The 17,298-nt window shown below is 64.7% G+C and carries 11 protein-coding genes and 1 pseudogene; 3 read left to right on the forward strand and 9 right to left on the reverse strand.

Annotated elements, in window-relative coordinates:
- Nucleotides 1-20: 20 nt before the first annotated feature.
- The gene (locus tag P3C39_RS25125) at nucleotides 21-599 is read right to left on the reverse strand and encodes an invasion associated locus B family protein (protein ID WP_024502803.1); all 579 of its coding nucleotides are present in this window, start codon (nucleotides 597-599) and stop codon (nucleotides 21-23) included.
- A gap of 35 nt (nucleotides 600-634) precedes the next feature.
- Nucleotides 635-8,710: an autotransporter outer membrane beta-barrel domain-containing protein gene (locus P3C39_RS25130; protein ID WP_275954503.1), complete on the reverse strand. Its 8,076-nt coding sequence runs from the start codon at nucleotides 8,708-8,710 to the stop codon at nucleotides 635-637.
- A 635-nt stretch (nucleotides 8,711-9,345) separates the two neighbouring features.
- On the opposite strand from P3C39_RS25130, the gene P3C39_RS25135 reads away from it, so the two are divergent.
- On the forward strand, nucleotides 9,346-9,654 hold the full coding sequence (locus tag P3C39_RS25135) for a hypothetical protein (RefSeq protein ID WP_013529617.1): 309 nt from the start codon (nucleotides 9,346-9,348) through the stop codon (nucleotides 9,652-9,654).
- 126 nt (nucleotides 9,655-9,780) lie between these two features.
- Nucleotides 9,781-10,251: an NUDIX hydrolase gene (locus P3C39_RS25140; protein ID WP_013529616.1), complete on the forward strand. Its 471-nt coding sequence runs from the start codon at nucleotides 9,781-9,783 to the stop codon at nucleotides 10,249-10,251.
- A gap of 4 nt (nucleotides 10,252-10,255) precedes the next feature.
- Here the strand turns inward: P3C39_RS25140 and P3C39_RS25145 are convergent, their stop codons facing one another.
- The 5 genes from P3C39_RS25145 to P3C39_RS25165 form a co-directional block, all read right to left on the reverse strand.
- Nucleotides 10,256-11,107 carry a citryl-CoA lyase gene (locus P3C39_RS25145; RefSeq protein WP_013529615.1) on the reverse strand — a complete coding sequence of 284 codons (852 nt, stop codon included), beginning with the start codon at nucleotides 11,105-11,107 and terminating at the stop codon, nucleotides 10,256-10,258.
- Nucleotides 11,104-12,288, reverse strand: coding sequence for a CoA transferase (locus P3C39_RS25150; RefSeq protein WP_013529614.1), 1,185 nt, complete (start codon nucleotides 12,286-12,288; stop codon nucleotides 11,104-11,106). Before P3C39_RS25150 ends, P3C39_RS25145 begins: the two co-directional genes overlap by 4 nt.
- A gap of 15 nt (nucleotides 12,289-12,303) precedes the next feature.
- A complete protein-coding gene (locus P3C39_RS25155) occupies nucleotides 12,304-13,827 on the reverse strand; it encodes a tripartite tricarboxylate transporter permease (RefSeq protein WP_013529613.1) in 1,524 nt (507 codons plus the stop codon).
- A 4-nt stretch (nucleotides 13,828-13,831) separates the two neighbouring features.
- Nucleotides 13,832-14,368, reverse strand: coding sequence for a tripartite tricarboxylate transporter TctB family protein (locus P3C39_RS25160; RefSeq protein WP_027161342.1), 537 nt, complete (start codon nucleotides 14,366-14,368; stop codon nucleotides 13,832-13,834).
- A gap of 139 nt (nucleotides 14,369-14,507) precedes the next feature.
- On the reverse strand, nucleotides 14,508-15,482 hold the full coding sequence (locus tag P3C39_RS25165) for a tripartite tricarboxylate transporter substrate-binding protein (protein WP_027161341.1): 975 nt from the start codon (nucleotides 15,480-15,482) through the stop codon (nucleotides 14,508-14,510).
- 183 nt (nucleotides 15,483-15,665) lie between these two features.
- On the opposite strand from P3C39_RS25165, the gene P3C39_RS25170 reads away from it, so the two are divergent.
- Entirely contained in the window at nucleotides 15,666-16,430 is a 765-nt protein-coding gene (locus P3C39_RS25170) for an IclR family transcriptional regulator (protein ID WP_013529610.1), read from the forward strand.
- 31 nt (nucleotides 16,431-16,461) lie between these two features.
- Here the strand turns inward: P3C39_RS25170 and P3C39_RS25175 are convergent.
- Both P3C39_RS25175 and P3C39_RS25180 read right to left on the reverse strand, forming a co-directional pair.
- A pseudogene (locus P3C39_RS25175) lies at nucleotides 16,462-16,566 on the reverse strand (DUF4892 domain-containing protein); the annotation flags it as partial.
- A gap of 5 nt (nucleotides 16,567-16,571) precedes the next feature.
- The gene (locus tag P3C39_RS25180) at nucleotides 16,572-17,105 is read right to left on the reverse strand and encodes a GNAT family N-acetyltransferase (protein ID WP_013529609.1); all 534 of its coding nucleotides are present in this window, start codon (nucleotides 17,103-17,105) and stop codon (nucleotides 16,572-16,574) included.
- Between the last annotated feature and the right edge of the window lie 193 nt (nucleotides 17,106-17,298).

A 17,298-nucleotide genomic window follows, 5' to 3' on the forward strand; every position in this document is an offset into this window, starting at 1 on the left:
TTTAAGTCCTGCGGCTCACATCAATTGGTCAAAAGCTCCGCGGTTCGGGCAAGTGCGCCGGCGAAGCCGTTGAGCGGAATGGAAAAGCTCACCGCTTGTCCGGTGTCTGCCGCGAAAGCGTCGATCTTCAGCGTGGTGCCTGATTTCAGCAGCGGCGTGACAGTCGCATCGAACACCACCGGCACCAGACAGCCGACGACCTGGCAGGTGTTGAACGCCAGGCTGCCGTCCAGCTTCTGATCGTCGATGGTCAGGCTCACCCCCTTGGCCAGCGCCAGGCCGAACGGCAGCGCAAGCGTTCCCGTGGCATCCTCGCCGGTCTTGCTCGACAGCTCGATCGCCAGCAGGCGCTGATTGTTTTGCTTGTTGAATTGCTGATGCGACAGGCTGCAGGTTTTGGTCGCGCCTGATATCTGGCAATTGACCGTCCAGTCGCCGTGGGTTTCGGACAGTGCCGACGCGCCACCGGGCAACTGCGGCGCATCGGCGGCAGCCGGTGCCGCGACCGCCTTGTCGCTCTTGGTTTGCGCCGCCACGGCCGGCACACCGACGGTGCAGGCAACACCCAGCATCGCCACGAAATACGCGAACTTCCTCATCAAGACCCCTCCCGCCCGGCTCCGCCTCGGGCCAGCTAGAAGCTGACCTTGAGAGACGCGCTGATCGCGTTCTGTTTAACCGTTTCGCCGAAGGCGCCATTATATCTGACGGACATGCCGACGCCATTGACGCCATTCAGTTCAAGGCCGGCGCCGACCCGATAGAGCGGCGAATCGACGGCCTCCGTCAAGTGCAATGCGGGGTTGCCAGGCAGATTCTCCGCCGCCGCGAAGCGACCTTCGATTTCCCACTCCTTGTTGGAAAACTCCGCCCCGGCCTTGCCGTAGACGCGAAGGCTGGCAATGTCGCTGAGCGCGATGTCGGTGCCGATCTCGATTGCAGGGGTTGCAGAATAGTAGGTGTTGGCCGAGCCATCGAAGTTGAAGGCGGCGACCGAACCCTCCTCCGTGCCTGAGACACGCAGCCAGCGCGCGTCGAACTGCACTGTCGGCTGCAGATAGAACGCGCCCATCTCCCGGGTGAAACCCAACCGCGCCGAGCCGCCGAACATCGCGGTCTTCTGTGTGTAGGTGACGCTGCTGCCGATGCCAGGCAGCATTACCTCGTCGAGATAATCACCCGCCAACGTTTCGCCCGGAATGTAGAATGCCGGGTCGATATGGGTGTCGCGTTCGCCCTTGAACGAGCCCGTGCCGCCACCGAGTGCAAAGTCCACGAAGTAATTCTTGTTGGTATATTTGGCCAGCGCATAGGCCTGCCAGGCCTCACCGGTGGTCTCCGACAGCAGGTCTCCATCAAAGCCGATCTTGGAATCGAACTCTGTGCGGCCGATGGTGGCGCCAAGCGACCAGTTCTGGCCAATCTCGCCAATGCCGCCAAGCGACATCGTCTTCAGGACGTCGTCGCGGCTTGTAGTGCCAGCACCCGCGTCGCGGCCGTACTCGGCCTGCGGGCTGATCGTTGCCCAGACGCAGCGGCCGTCGGGATTCTTGTAGGCAGGCACGCCAGTACACTCACGCGCCGCTTCCAGCATCATGTCGGCTTCGCGGTTGATCATGTCGAACGTATGCACGGCATAATGCGGTGTGAGCCGGGTCAATGCTGCACCCAGTTCCTCTTCATTGGGCAGGAAGCGCAGCATGTTGATCAGCCTGGCCATCGGGTTGTCCGGGGTCGATGCTGCCTCGACATCGTCAAGGTACTGCGCCATCTGGAACACGCCGGGATCGGTGGTGCCGGACCCCGGATCCTGCGCCAGTTCCAGGAATGTCGGGTTGTCGGCGTAAAGAACGAGATCGGTGCCGCCATCCACCCGGAACTGGAAGTTGAAGCCCACTGCCGGATGCAAGGTCTTCGCTGCTATGCCGGAGTCGGTCATCCCCGAGCCATTGGCGACCACATATTCCGTGAACAGCTTATCGATCGACAGGAAATTCAGCGGCGCTTCGCCGTTGAAGTCACCGGCCGCCGTTAGTGCCAGGGCATCCGTGATCTGGTTGTTGAGATCCACATCGGTGACGAAATCGCCGGAGAGGTTTTGTTTGAAGCCGCCGCCGACATCCACCTTCGCCACCACGCCGATGCCCTGGTTGGTATAGAGCCCGTCATTGGTGAACAGCCCGCCGCCGAGATCGATGGTTTTCAGTCCGACCATCGAGGCATCGGCAAAATTGTGGAAGCTGTTGTTGCCGCCGCCGAGATCGATGTTGCCGACGACGCGTCCCAGCGCGTCGCCCAGCGGCGAATTGTCGACATGGTCATCACCCGACGTGCCGGTAATGGCCAGCGGACTGAAATCATCGAGCAGCGATTCCAGGATCGCATTGGTCGGCACGACGGGACCGGGCGCCAACAGGAAGGTCTGGAATGCCTGGATATCCGCTGCCTGGATCTCGAATGTCGGCGTCGCTCCCATTGCGTAGAGCAGGCTGTGGTTGGTCAGCGCGTTGTTGGCGCCGCCGACGAGCATGGCGGCAACGCCGGTTCCGGCGCCGCCAATCGTGTAATGACCGTTGAGATTGATGGTGATGTTGCCTTTCGCGCCGTTGGCTGTGCTTTCGCCGTAGGCGGCCACGGAACCAGCACCCTGCGCGAACAGGCTGTCGCCCGCGGTCAGCGTAACCGCGTGCGCGTCGCCGATGCCGGTCGCGCTCTGTCCGAACATGGCATACGAGCTCGCACCCTTGACCCAGACCTGGCTCATGGCCGTCGCCGTCGCCGCCGCGGCATCGCCGATGCCACCGCCGGAACCGGCAGCGCCGGTGGAGAGCGTGCCGGCCAGGCCGCCGCCGCCGCCCACCGCCTGGGCCACGATGCCGTGCGCCCGCTCGCCATAGGTGACGATCTCGCCGTCCTGCTGGATGGTCACCGTGCCGCCATTGCCCTTGGCACCCGCAAATGTGTTGAAGCCGATGGTGTTGTTGTCGATGCCGCTGCCGCCATCCGCCGTGGCGCCGAAGCGCCCAAAGCCGGCACCGCCGATGCCGCCGCCGCCGCCGACCGACTGAGCGATGATGGCGACCGCATCGACACCATGCGTGGTGATGGTGCCGGTGCGGATCACGGTCACGTCGCCGCCATCGCCGCCATTGCCGCCAAGGCCGCCGATGCCGAGCGCGTTCGAGGTTTTACCTTTTGCGTCGCCGCCGACACCGCCGCCGCCGCCCACCGACTGCGCCACGACGCCATGCGCGCGGGCGCCGAAGGTTTCGATCGATCCGGAAACCTCAACCCTCACATCTCCGCCATCGCCGCCGTTGCCGCCCTTGCCGCCCAGGCTGAGAGCAAAGGAATCGGACCCGGCGAAGTCGGACGAAACCGTACCACCATATCCGCCACCGCCGCCGATGGACTGGGCGAAGATGCCGTATGACCCATCCTTGTGTGTGATGATCTCGCCATCGTTGGTGACGGTGACCTTGCCACCACCGGCCTCGTTGTCGGGGTCGTTGGGGTCGCCGACCACCGGGATCGGAATCCCGTTGGGTATGCTGGCACCGCCACCGATTGTCATGTCTGCTTCCGATGCGCCGGTCGCGGCACCCGAGGCACCACCGCCACCGCCGATCGACTGCGCAAAAATGCCGTGCGAGATATAGCCCAGTGTTTCAATCTTGCCGAAGTTGTTGACCTCGACCTCACCACCGATGCTGCCACTGCCGCCTTGGCCGCCAATATACATGGTAACGGCCGTCTCGGCCTTACCGGTCTCCGTCGAGCCAGCGCCACCCGCACCACCGCCGCCGCCCACCGACTGTGCGAAGATGCCGTGCGAGTTGTCGTCCTGCGTCAGGATCGAACCGCTCTGGAAGTTCTGGACGTGAACCTTGTCGCTGGTACCGCCAGCGCCGCCGGCGCCGCCGAGGCTCAGCGTGATGGCGATCTTCGAGTCGGTGGATGACGTGCCGGACGCGCCGCCGACGCCACCGGAGCCGCCGATCGACTGCGCCAGGATGCCGTGGGAATTGGCCTTGTCGGTCTGGATTATGCCGCTGTTTTCGACATTGACCTTGCCGCCGTTGCCGCCGACCTCACCCGAGCCGCCAAGCGACAGGTTTACCGCGACCTCACCGCCATCGCTCTTGCCCTTGCTTTCGCCGGCACCACCTGCGCCGCCGCCGCCACCGACCGACTGCGCGAAGATGCCTATCGAGCGCTCCTGCTTGGTCCATATCGTTGCGCCGGCCATATTGACGACATCGACCTGGTTGCCATTGCCGCCCTTGCCACCCGCACCGCCAAGCGAGCCGCCGATTGCGTAAGTGCCAAGCACGCCAGAGCTGGACGAGCCGCCGACACCGCCGCCGCCACCGATCGAATTGGCGCTGATGCCATAGGAATCGGCGCCGTCCGTGACGATCAGATTGCGGTTGGTCACCGAAACCGTGCCGCCATTGCCGGCGCCGCCGGCACCGAGGGCGATCGCCGCGCCGATACCGACCGAAGTCTCGCCAGCATCGCCTGGGCCGACGATATCCTCTTTGGTCGAAGCCGAGCCGCCGCCGCCGCCACCGCCGCCGATGGACATGGCGAGGATGCCGACCGAGTTGAACCCGCTTGTGCGGATCTCGCCCGAATTATCGACTGCGACACCGACCTTGCCATCGAAACAAGTGGCATTGCCACCTGCGTCCGCGGCACAGGCGGCATCGTTGCCTTCGCCGCCATTGCCGCCGATGCTGACATTTGCGGTAACGCTCGTGCCGGCGGTGCCGCCGACGTGGAAGGCCTGCGTGTTTGTCGCACCGCCCATGCCGCCACCGCCGCCGATCGATTGGGCAACAATGCCGGACGAATAGTCGCCGTCGGTGGTCAAATTGGCGGAATTCGTAACATCCACGGCACCGGACTTGTTGCCTGTGCCACCCGCCCCGCCAACACCAACGTTGACGGCGACGTTGACGCCGTTTTCTGTACCGAGATCGGCCGTCGCGCCATTGGTTGCTCCGCCATTGCCGCCGCCGCCGCCGATCGACTGGGCAACGATCGCGGTGCTCATGTCCCCACCCGTCTTGATCGTCATGGCGTTGTGAACGGCGACATCGCCGCTGATGTTGCCCTTGCCTCCGCCGCCACCGATGGTGACCGTCGCATTGATGCTGGCGTTGACCCCGAAGCCGCCTGCAGCTCCCCAGGAATCGCCGCCATTGCCGCCGCTGCCGGCCACCGATTGCGCGAGGATGCCGATCGCGTTGGCGCCTTTGGTAACGATGCTGCCGCCGCCATTCATGCCGCTGTCGACCATGACGAGGTCGCTCTTGCCACCGTCGCCACCCCAGCCGCCAACAGTGACACCGAGTGAAACGCTGACCCCCGTGCTGGCTGCACCCGAAATCGTGGCAGCGCGGCCGCCATTGCCGCCGCCGCCGCCGATGGACTGGGCAACGATGCCGCCGGAACCGGCTGCGTCGGTGTCGGCAATCAGGTTGCCATCAGCCCGAACCGTTACCTTTCCACCGTTGCCTCCGTTGCCGCCCTCGCCACCCACGGCAACCCCGACCGAGGCGGACACGTAGAGACCAGCGCTGACCGCGCCTGAATAAGCCGAACCGCCGTTGCCGCCACTGCCACCGACCGATTGCGCAAGGATGGCCTTCGAGCCCATGCCGCCGACATGAATGTCACCTTTGTGGGTGGCCGTGACCTGGTTGCTGAGATTGCCATCGCCGCCACCGCCGCCGATCGCCACGGAAGCGGCGCCGAACAGACCGACGGCAAACGTTCCGACAGATCCGCCATTGCCGCCACCGCCGCCGACCGACTGGGCGAGAATGCCGTGTGAGAGGGAGCCCACCGTCGTGATGTTGGTGGTGTTCTTGACCTCTACCTCGCCGGCCGCGCCGCCGGCCCCGCCTTTGCCACCGATGCCGACCGCGGCAAAGGCGCCGGCCGCCATCGCAAACCCGCCGTCGCCGCCCGAGCCGCCGACCGACTGCGCGAAGATGCCGATCGACATATCCTTGTCCGTGCTGATCAGGCCTGTGTTTTCGACATAGACCTTCTTGCTCCCGCCGCCCGACGCGCCATCGCCGCCAAGCGAGAAGGACGGCCCGCCAACCGAGACGGCAAATCCGCCTGAGCCGCCACCGCCGCCGATCGACTGCGCCAGGATGCCATGAGACTGGACACCTTCGGTGTGTACCGCCGCGCCATTGGTGACATCGACGGTCCAGCCCGTGCCGCCGCCACCTCCCTTGCCACCGATTGTGACGTTGGCGCCGAGGCCGGCGGAAGCCGTGCCGCCGCCATTGCCGCCGCCGCCGCCGATCGACTGGGCGATGATACCCGTGGAGCGGTCGCCAAGCGTGTGAATCAGCCCTGAATTGATGCCGACCGTCACTGCCTTGGCATCGCTGGCAGTGCCGGCCTTGCCGCCGATGCTGACAGCAGCCACAAGACCCGCGCCGTTCAACGAGAAGCCGCCATTGCCACCGCCACCGCCGACCGACTGCACGATGACGCCGGCCGAGTCCGACTGATGGGTCGTGACGTCAAGTGTTGTCGTCGAGAAGAACTTTGCCGTCCCGGCTTCGCCGCCCCCCGCGCCCGAACCACCGATGCCCACGCTTGCGTTGACGCTCAGGCCGAACTGGCCGCCGCCATTTCCGCCACCGCCACCGATCGACTGCACGATGATACCGGCCGACCTTTCGCGGAAAGTCTCGACCGAACCATTATAGGTGGCTTCCGTCGCCACGCCCTTGCCGGCCGCGCCGCCTCTTCCCCCCATGCCGAAGCCGGCAATCGCCGACAGTGTGCCGGAAAAGCCGCCATTGCCGCCGCCGCCGCCGACCGACTGCACGATCAGGCCGGCCGAATCCGCGCCGTCCGTGGTGATCGATTGCATCGCGCCATCAGCCGTGCGCAGCGTGACGGCATCGGCATCGCCGCCGCCTGCGCCACTGCCGCCGACACCCACACTGGCGCCGAAGCTGGCAGCGCCGGAAAAGCCGCCATTGCCGCCGCCGCCGCCGATCGATTGGGCAACGATGCCGGTCGACCGATCCCCCGAGGTGTTGACGGTGCCGCCGACGGTCGCGTCGACCACGCCGCCTTTACCCGCCTTGCCGCCACTGCCGCCGACGCCCACTGCTGCGACGGTCGAGCCGGAAAGTGCAAACCCGCCATTGCCGCCGCCGCCGCCCACCGACTGCATAAGCACGCCGATGGAATCGTCCCCGAGCGTGGTGACCTTGGCGTTCGCAACGTTGTAATTCACCTTGTCGCCGTCACCCGCCGCATCGCCTGATCCGCCTACCGACACACCCACCAGGCCGCCAATGGCAATGGCGCCGCCGCCATTGCCGCCGCCGCCGCCGACCGACTGTGCGATGATGCCGCTAGCGGAACGGCCGTTCGTCTCGACGGTCACACCGTTGCCGGCCTGATTGACGTTGACCACGCCACCCTTGCCGCCAGTGCCGCCGCCACCGCCGATGGCGACCGAAATTGCAGGCGCTACGCCGATGGCGTAGCCGCCATTGCCGCCGCCACCGCCGACCGACTGGATCAGAATGCCATGCGCGCCGTCGCCGCCGTTTCCATCGACGCCGGTCTTGATGACGCCGCCAATATTGCCGGTCGCCGTATCGCCCTGGCCGCCACCGCTTGCCTTGCCACCGATCGACACGAGACCTATAGCGCCGCCGCCATCGCCGCCGCCGCCGCCCACCGACTCGACCAGCATGCCGATGGCGCCCAGGCCACTGGTGGTGATGTTGCCGGTGTTGGTCCCCGTGGCTGCCCGGCCGTCATTGCCATCCGTACCCGCGCCGCCACCGCCGAACAGACCTAGACCGCCACCGCCGTCGCCGCCGCCACCGCCCACCGACTGCACGACCATGCCGCTGGCAAAATCTCCCCGAGTTGTGATGGTCCCGGAATTTATCCCCTCGGCATTGCCGCCGATTGTCGGCACGCCCCCATTGCCGCCGTTACCCACGATACCGAAACCACTTGCACCATCACCGGCAACGCCGCCCGCCGACCGCACAAGCATACCCTTCGAGAAAGCCCCGTCCGTGGAAATGGAGCCGGCATTATCGCCTTTCGCGTCACCGCCGAAACCGCCATTGCCGCCATTGCCACCCTTGCCGGCACCGATCGCAGCGCCCAAGCCGCCATTGCCGCCGCGCCCTCCGCTGGAATTGACGGTGATGCCGTTCGAATTGACCCCGTGCGTGATGATATTGCTTTCGATCGTAGTGGTCACGGTCGCCGTGCCGCCATCGCCACCCCGCCCGCCGACGCCACCCTTACCGCCTACCGCGATGGCGAATGCCCATGCGCCGTTACCACCATCCCCACCGCCGGCGTCGCCCAATATGCCGGGAGCATTGTCCCCCGATGTTTCGAGGGCGCCAGATGCGTTGTTCGTTATATCGACGGTTCCGCCCTTGGCGCCATCGCCGCCTTTACCACCCTTGATCTCCACAAAAGGCGGGACGGCTGTTGCATGGACAGCCGAGCCGCCATCGCCGCCGCGCCCACCCCGGGCGCTGCCAACGAAAGCGGCCTCCCCGGAGGTCGTGCGGCCGACACTATTCGTTCCCGTAGCCGGCGCCACCGGCGAATTGCCATCTCCGGCGTCAGCAGTACCGATTCCGTCATCACCATTGTCGCCCGGTGCACCATCCGTATTGATGGACAATTGCTGCGCATGGACCGGAGATTGAGCGTAAGGAAAGACCAGCCCCACCAGTGCCGTAGCGCAAAGCAATCGAGCTATCCGTTTGGGCAGAGTGGCGAGACATTGATTCGGCCGGCCGGGCAAACCCTTCTGAGTCGCCGCGGCATCACGAAGAACTTCCTCAGAACATGCCTTGGCTGAACCGTCGTCGGCCGATGCGCACGACAATACGGCAACGCGCTCTGTGAACAAAGCCATGCACTTACCCCCCATTTTACGGGGGCGCGCCTCAATGCCTGCTTGAGTCCGACGCCACCGCTATGCTCTGCTCATGCAATTGCAATAAGGATGCCGGCACTGTGCAATAAGGTTCAATGCATTAAAACAGGGCATCCGTATTCCCACTTGCGGAGCTCTGACTCAATTAGAATACATTAACTTATGCCGGATGAAACCAAAAATTTACGTGGGGAACACTGACCAAAGCCACCGACGTTTCATAGTCATCATATGATGACTATCTGCCGTTTCGCGGTCGAAATCGCAGAACAAAGCGATTGGACCGCCCGATTTCGTGATACTCGACCCGCTGGCCATGGCATCGACGCGCAAACGCCCTATATCAAAGGACAGAGTTTTTGCGCGGGAATGAACGGATGTCGGCACTTCGGCCATCAACGATCTTCACAGTGGCAATGCTGGCCACGGCAGTGCTGGCGGGCGTTTGCCTGCCGGCTTCCGCGCAAGCGCTCAATCCCGCTACCGGCAACAATGCGCTGATCCGGCAGAACGACCTGCAAATCCTGCAAAACAGGATACAGCGGCAGCAATATCAACAGCAACAGCAGCAGAATCGCGCCCAGGACCGCCAGATCTTTCAGCAACCGCCACCGGTCGTGCAGCAGCTCAAGCCAAGCTGCCAGACCCAGATAATCGGCACCACCGCCGTGAGCAATTGCCGCTGACATCAAGGCCTTTTTCGTTTATTTAGCCGACTTATGTATTTCGAGTGTCGTTGGCACATGCGAAAGTTTTGGTTTTGCAACGACGCCTTGTCGCGCTATGCGGCATTGCATCGACTGGATTGACGAATGGCAGCCACCAAGAAAAAGGCCGTACGCAAGGCAAAGAAGGGCGAGAGAATCCGCCAGGTGGCGGCTATTCCCTTCCGGCTGACCGCGCGTGGCGACATCGAGGTGATGCTGGTCACGTCGCGTACCACCAGGCGCTTCATCGTCCCCAAGGGCTGGCCGATGAAGGGCAAGAGCGGACGCAAGGCGGCCACCATCGAGGCGCAGGAGGAAGCCGGCGTGCTCGGCAAGACGCTGAAGCAGCCGGCGGGCACCTATTCCTACTGGAAGCGGCTGGCCAATCGCTTTGTCCGCGTCGACGTCATCGTCTACCTGCTCGAGGTGAGCGAGGAACTGGCCGACTGGCAGGAAGCCAAACGACGCCAGCGGGCCTGGCTGGCGCCAGCCGATGCGGCCATGCTCATCGACGAGCCGGATCTTTCAACGTTGGTGAAGACGCTGAAGATCCCTGTGCAGGTGGACCAGGCGTAGAGCCTCACTCGCCGGGGTCATCGCTTTCGGGAAACGGCCGCACCGGCGTGCCGGTATAGGCCCACAGCCACTCGCGCGGCAGCGGCCCCTTGTTTCGCTCGCCATGCTGCGACTGCTCCCAGGCATGCGCCAGGATGCCGACCGAGCGCGACAGCACGAAAAGCCCTCGCGTCAGCGGCGGCGGAAAACCGAGTTCGCCATAGATGACGGCGGTGGCGCCATCGATGTTAAGCGGTATTTTTTTCCCCTTGCGGCGTTCGACGTCCGCCTCGACCGCTTCGGCGATATCGGCGAAACGCCCATTGACGGCACCGCGTGCGGCAAATTCGCGGGTCAGTTCCAGCAAGCGCGGCGCGCGCGGGTCGACGGGATGGAAGCGATGTCCGAGCCCCGGCACATAGCCCTTCTCCTCGGCGAAGAACCGGTCGAGCCGCGCCGAGACCGCCTCATTCAGCGTCATCCCGGCATCGATCGCCACGGCAATGTCACCATAGAAGGAAAGCGCCTGCTCGCCGGCGCCTCCATGCACGTCGCCGAGAACGTTGATGGCCGAGGCCATGGCGCTGTTGATACCGACGCCGCAGGTTGCAGCCATGCGCGCGATGGCAATCGATGGCGCCTGCGGTCCATGGTCGACGGCGGCAGCCAAGGCAATGCCGAGCAATTCTGCCTGGTCCTCGCTGGGCAGTTCGCCGCGCAGCATCAGCCAGATGACAGCCGGAAAGCTGACGCGGCCGATCAGATCCTGGATCTCGTAGCCGCGCAGCCGGATGACACCTGGCCGCATCTCGATGATGTCGGTCTGCCACCATTCCTCGCCGCGCTCACGGCCCGTCTTCTTCTCCGTGCCGCTCATGCGCGTGCCTTTGTCCTGGTGCGGGGCGGCAGGTCGGCGAACACCTCGCTCATATGTTCGCCGAGCGCCGGCGGCGGCTTTGTCGGCAAGGGCGCCTCGCCATCGACCATGAAGCCGCCGCGCAAAACGGTCAGCGGCTTGTCCATGCCAGCCACATCGTCGAAATGCGCGGTCACCTGGCGCTCGAGGACTTGGGGCTCGGCCAGCACTTGCGGGATCGTCAGCACCCTGCCGGCAGGCACGCCGGCGCGATTGAGCGTCTCTTCCCAGGCCGCCGCCGAGGCGCCCGCCAGGGCGTCCTCGATCTCGACTTTAAGCGCCGCACGGTTGCGCTTGCGCGTCTCGCGCTCTGCATAGCGGACATCGGAAGCCAATTCCGGCCGGCCGATCAGCCGGCACAGCGCCACGAACTGCTCCTGCTTGTTGGCGGCGATGTTGATGAGCCCGTCGCCGGTGCGAAACGCACCGGAGGGTGCCGCCGTCATGTTCTCGTTGCCCATCGGCATGGGGTCGATACCTGCGGTCAGATAGTTGGAAACCGGCCAACCAAGTGCGGAAAGTGTGCATTCGAGCATCGAAACGTCGAGAAAGGCACCCTCGCCGCTCGTCTTCTGCCGCACCAGCGCCGAGGCGATGGCGAACGCGCCGACCAGTCCGCCAAGCGTATCGGCGACGGGATAGCCGACCCGCAGCGGCGCCGCTTCCGGTGTGCCGGTGATGCTCATGATCCCAGACAGGCCCTGGATGATCTGGTCATAGGCGGGATTATCGCGCATTGGCCCGGTCTGGCCGAAACCCGATATCGCGCAATAGACGAGGCCCGGACGAACCGTCTTCAGTGCCTCGTAGCCAAGCCCCAGCCGATCCATCACGCCGGGGCGGAAATTCTCCACCAGTGCGTCGGCGCTGGCCACCAGATCGAAAAAGCGCTCGCGATCGGCTTGCTTCTTGAGGTCGAGCACAACCGACCGTTTGCCGGCGTTCTGAGCCAGGAACGAGGCGCCCATGCCGGCGCTGTTCAGCTTTGCCGAGCCGCCGAGCTGGCGGGCGAGGTCGCCGCCTTGCGGCGCCTCGACCTTGATCACGTCGGCGCCCAGCAGCGCCAGCTGGTAGGCGCAATAGGGGCCGGCCAGGACATTGGTCAGGTCGAGGACGCGAATACCGGAAAGCAGTTCTGTCATGGCATCAGGGATCGATCAGGCATCGCCGGGCACATGCTCCGGTCCGCGCCGACGACGATGCTCGATGAAGGCCCAGATATGCGGGCCGGCGAGACCGATGAAGGCGAGCGTCAGCAGTGTCAGCGACAGTTTGTGGGTGTAGAACACGGACCAGTCGCCATTCGAGATGGTCATCGCCCGGCGGAACTGGGTTTCGGCGAGCGGCCCAAGGATCATGCCGATGATGACAGGCGCGGTCGGAAAATCGAACCGCCGCATCAGGAAACCGGCGGCCCCCAGCAGATAGAGGATGACGAGGTCGATGGGCGATTGCGAAATGCCATAGGTGCCGACCGTGGCGAACACCAGGATGCCGGCATAGAGCTGCGGCGCCGGGATTTTCAGCAGCCGCACCCACAGCCCGATCAGCGGCAGGTTGAGGATGACCAGGATGACGTTGGCGATGAACAGGCTGGCGATCAGCCCCCAGACGAGGTCGCCCTGGGTCGTCAAAAGCAGTGGTCCGGGATTGATGCCGTAGCTCTGGAACGCCGACAGCATGATCGCCGCCGTCGCCGAGGTCGGCAGGCCAAGCGTCAGCATCGGCACCAGCACGCCGGCTGCGGACGCATTGTTGGCGGCCTCGGGGCCGGCAACGCCTTCGATGGCGCCGACCGTGCCGAACTCCTGCTTGTGCTTCGACAGCTTCTTTTCGATGGCATAGGACAGGAAAGTCGGGATTTCGGCGCCGCCGGCCGGCATGGCGCCGATCGGGAAGCCGATCGCGGCGCCGCGCAGCCAGGGTTTCCACGAACGCCCCCACTCGGCCGCCGTCATGTAGAGCGAGCCCTTCAGCGGCACGATCTCGTCCTTGCCGGCATAGCGGCGCGAGGCCATGTACAGCGTCTCGCCGACGGCAAACAGGCCAACGGCGGCGATGATGACGTCGACGCCGTCGAGCAGTTCGGTCATGCCGAAGGTGAAGCGCGGCTGGCCGGTCTGCAGGTCGACGCCGATCATGCCGATGACGAAGCCTGCGAACAGGCTGGTCAGGCCGCGAACGGAAGACGAGCCGAGCACCGCCGAGACGGTGATGAAGGCCAGCACCATCAGCGAGAAATATTCGGCCGGACCGAAGGCCAGCGCGAATTTGACCACCACCGGCGCCAGGAAAGCGACGCCCATCGTGCCGATCGTGCCGGCTACGAATGAGCCGATCGCCGAAGTGGCGAGGGCTGCACCGCCGCGGCCGGAACGCGCCATCCTGTTGCCTTCCAGCGCGGTGACGATGGTGGCGCTTTCGCCGGGCGTGTTGAGCAGGATCGACGTCGTCGAGCCGCCGTACATGGCGCCGTAATAGATGCCGGCAAACAGGATGAAGGATGCCTCCGGCGCCACCTGATAGGTGATCGGCAAAAGCAGCGCGATGGTCAGCGCCGGCCCAAGACCGGGCAGCACACCGATGGCGGTACCAAGCGTGGTGCCGAGCAGGCACCACAGAAGGTTGACCGGGGTGAAGGCGACCGAGAAGCCATGTGCCAGATGTCCGAGCGTTTCCATGGCGTCAGCCCCTCAACATGGTGATGAACGCATCGATGACCGTGTTCAGCTGGTTCTCGATGAAACCGGCACCGATGTTGACGCCGAGCGCCCTGGCGAAGCCGAAATAGGCGGCCAGCGCCAGGATAAGGCCGAGCACGACGTCCCGCAGCGTACGCTTGCTGCCGAAGCCGTAGCAGACGAGCACGAACATGATGACGGATGCCGCCGTGAAGCCGAGCGGTTGGATGAGCAGCAGATTGGCGATCAGGCCGATAACGACGAAGCCCATTGCCTTCCAGTCGGTCGGCGTCTCCTTTTCCTCCTCCGGCTGCCAGCCGCCGCGAAGCGCGGCAAGGATGAGCAACAGCGAAAGTACCACCAGGCCAACCATGGTAAGGTAGGGAAAGACGGTCGGGCCGACCTTGGAGTAGAGCGGCGACACCGGGATCGCCAGCGTCTGCCAGGCAACGGCGCCGGCGCAGGCCAGGAGCCCGATGCCTATCAACAATTCCGGCACGGCAAGCCGCGACGGCGCCGGCTGCTGGTCGCTGGTGCTCATGATTGTCCTCCCCAGGAGAGCTGGCCAAGTATGGTTGGCGAAAATGCCCGGCGCCGCATGCTTGCTCCCCACCGCAGGGTCATGCCGGCTTGCATTTCATGCGAGAAGGGGCGACCTGCGCCGCCCCTATGACGATGGATCAGGCGAGCCCGAGATCCTTCAGGATCGCCTCGATGCGGGCTGAATCCTCGGTGACGAACTTCGCATAGTCGTCGCCGGTGAGCAGGATCGGCGTCCAGTTGCGGTTCTTGCATTCGGTCGCCCACGCGTCACTCTTGGCCATGGTCTCGATGAGGGTGATCATCGCTGCCTTGTCGGCGTCGGAAATGCCCGGCGGTGCGAAGACGCCGCGCCAGTTGAACAGTTCGACATCGATGCCGGCCTCCTTCAGCGTCGGCGCATCGATGCCGTCCTGGCGCTTGTCTGCCGAGATGGCGAGCAGCCGCAGCGCGCCCGCCTTGACCTGCTCGGAGAACTCGCCAAAGCCGGAGATGCCGGCCGCGACCTGGTTGCCGAGCAGCGCCGACAACGCCTCACCGCCGCCGGCGAACGGCACGTAGGACAGGTTTGTCGCCGGCACGCCGACAGTCTTGGCAATCAGGCCGAACAGGATGTGATCGGAACCGCCTGCGGAGCCGCCGGCGACAGGAACCTTTGTCGGATCGGCCTTGAGCGCGGCGACGAAATCAGCGGCCGTCTTGAACGGCGACTCCGCCGGCACGACCAAGGCCTCGAACTCGCCGGTAAGGCGGGCGATCGGGGTGACCTGCGTCAGATTGTTGGCGGCCTTGTTGGCAATGATGGCGCCAACCATGACCATGCCGGCAACCATCAGGGAATTGCCTTTGCCGTTCCACTGGCTGATGAATTGCGGCAGCCCGACAGTCCCGCCGGCGCCGCCGACATTGGTGATCTGCGAACCCGAGATGAGCTTTTCACTGCGCAGCACCTGGTCGATCGTGCGCGCCGTCTGGTCCCAGCCACCACCCGGTGCGGCAGGCACGAAGAGCTGTATCTGGGGCGCGCCTTCGGCGAAAGCGGGAGAAAGATGCGACGTCATCAGCCCGGCACCCACGGCTGCGGTGCTCATCAAAAATCTGCGTCTGTCCAGCATGGGATTCCTCCAAATCACGACACCTCCTCCGGTGCCCGCCAAAACGCGCCTGCATCCAGACCCGTCATCGATTTCAAGCAGATGTTACGGAGTTCTGTCAACGGAAACGATATTCTGCTGGACAGAACGATTTGGCGGCGCGACACAGTCGCGTCGCTCGGCTTTCTTCAAACTGGAACCGCCATGGACTCGCCAAGCAAATCGGCAGATGCGGAAATCGACCGCGCCGAAGGTGTTGCAGCACTCGATCGGGCGATTGCCATCCTCGATGCCTTCAGCACGGAGGACCGGTCGCTCAGCCTGGCCGAAATCGCGGCGCGCACCGGCCTCTACAAGAGCACCATCCTGCGGCTTGCGAATTCCCTTTTGCGCGGACGATTGCTCGAGCGCCTCGACAATGGGCGCTACCGCGTCGGACCCGCGACGTTTCGGCTCGGTGCGCTCTACCAGCGTTCGGTCGTGGCGGTCGACATCCTGCTGCCGATCATGCGCGATCTTTCCGAGCGAAGCTGGGAAAGCGTTGCCTTCTACGTTCGCTCGGGCGATGTCCGCACCTGTCTTTACCGCGTCGAATCCAAGCACCCGATCCGCTACACGATACGCGAAGGCGACGTATTGCCTTTGCTGCTCGGCTCGGGCGGCCGCGTGCTCGCAGCGTTTTCGGGCCAGCAGGGCGAACCCTACGAGACCATCCGCAAGACCTGCAACTGTCTCGCCGTCGGCGACCGCGACCCCGAGACGGGGGGCGTGTCGGCGCCGGTATTCGGGCCAGGGGGCGTCCTGCTCGGCGCCTTGACCCTGGCTGGACCAAGCACGCGCGTCGACGCGGCCTTTCTGCAGCGCATGAAGCGTCCGCTGCTCGAGGCAGCGGCCCGCGCCACCCGCGCCTTCGGCGAGGACGCCTCCATGCTCGAGCAGGCAAGCCTGGCAGCGGACGCCCTGCCGTAGAATGCGGCCTGATTGGAAGGCTCGCCCAGTTCAACTTGACCAGAACCACACGGCGGTTCTTGGCGCGGCCCGCCTCGTCATCGTTGCTGGCGACAGGTGCCATCATGCCGGCGCCCGCAGCGGTCAGCCGCGCCGCTCAGGTCACCGCGCCAGCAGGATGGTCGGAGCGTCGTGATAGGTGGTCTTTACCACTTCCCGGTAACCGCACTTGGCAGCCACCCTCAGCGAAGCGCCATTTTCCGGATCGATGATACAGACGGTCTTCTCGCGCCCGAAAATCACTTCGCCCCATGCCAGGACGCGGCCAACCACCTCGGTGGCGAAGCCCGCGCCGTGCACGGCCGGAACCAGCGCCCACCCGGCCTCGGGAATGCCTTCGATCGATGGTTCCATGTCGCGCTTCAGATCGTGAAACCCGGCCTCGCCGATGAAGCGCCCGGTCGCCTTCTCCTCGATCGCCCAGAAGCCATAGCCAAGCAACGACCACAGGCCGGCGTGACGCAGGAAGCGCATCCAGCTTTCTTCGCGCGTGCGCGGCTTGCCGCCGATGAAGCGGGTGACGACGGGATCGGTCCACATCGCGGCATAGGTGTCGAAATCATCCAGCCGGTGTGCCCGCAGGATGGTTCGCTTCGTTTCGATGACAGGAGCACTGGTTGCTTGCGGATTGTTCATGGGATCTGCCTCGCACGGATCGCCAGCGCTTAGCAAATCGCCGGTGCTGCGCAAGGGGCCAGGGCAACACGGCCCATCATCCAGGCGCCGCCATGGGAATTTTGCGCGACGATGTTATTTTTCACCGCAGGCTGATTCAACACCCGCCAGCGCGACCTTTTTTCAGGCGCGCATTGGTGGCGTCAAACCCAGG

The sequence above is a fragment of the Mesorhizobium sp. XAP4 genome, from assembly GCF_029269325.1.
GTDB classification, from domain to species: domain Bacteria; phylum Pseudomonadota; class Alphaproteobacteria; order Rhizobiales; family Rhizobiaceae; genus Mesorhizobium; species Mesorhizobium ciceri.

What these genes read in the sequence shown, in the direction of transcription:
- P3C39_RS25145 (WP_013529615.1), bottom strand. Translation starts at nt 11,107, where the DNA reads ATGAGCGGCACGGAGAAGAAGACGGGCCGTGAGCGCGGCGAGGAATGG.
- P3C39_RS25140 (WP_013529616.1), top strand. Translation starts at nt 9,781, where the DNA reads ATGGCAGCCACCAAGAAAAAGGCCGTACGCAAGGCAAAGAAGGGCGAG.
- P3C39_RS25180 (WP_013529609.1), bottom strand. Translation starts at nt 17,105, where the DNA reads ATGAACAATCCGCAAGCAACCAGTGCTCCTGTCATCGAAACGAAGCGA.
- P3C39_RS25155 (WP_013529613.1), bottom strand. Translation starts at nt 13,827, where the DNA reads ATGGAAACGCTCGGACATCTGGCACATGGCTTCTCGGTCGCCTTCACC.
- P3C39_RS25170 (WP_013529610.1), top strand. Translation starts at nt 15,666, where the DNA reads ATGGACTCGCCAAGCAAATCGGCAGATGCGGAAATCGACCGCGCCGAA.
- P3C39_RS25125 (WP_024502803.1), bottom strand. Translation starts at nt 599, where the DNA reads ATGAGGAAGTTCGCGTATTTCGTGGCGATGCTGGGTGTTGCCTGCACC.
- P3C39_RS25165 (WP_027161341.1), bottom strand. Translation starts at nt 15,482, where the DNA reads ATGCTGGACAGACGCAGATTTTTGATGAGCACCGCAGCCGTGGGTGCC.
- P3C39_RS25135 (WP_013529617.1), top strand. Translation starts at nt 9,346, where the DNA reads ATGTCGGCACTTCGGCCATCAACGATCTTCACAGTGGCAATGCTGGCC.
- P3C39_RS25150 (WP_013529614.1), bottom strand. Translation starts at nt 12,288, where the DNA reads ATGACAGAACTGCTTTCCGGTATTCGCGTCCTCGACCTGACCAATGTC.
- P3C39_RS25160 (WP_027161342.1), bottom strand. Translation starts at nt 14,368, where the DNA reads ATGAGCACCAGCGACCAGCAGCCGGCGCCGTCGCGGCTTGCCGTGCCG.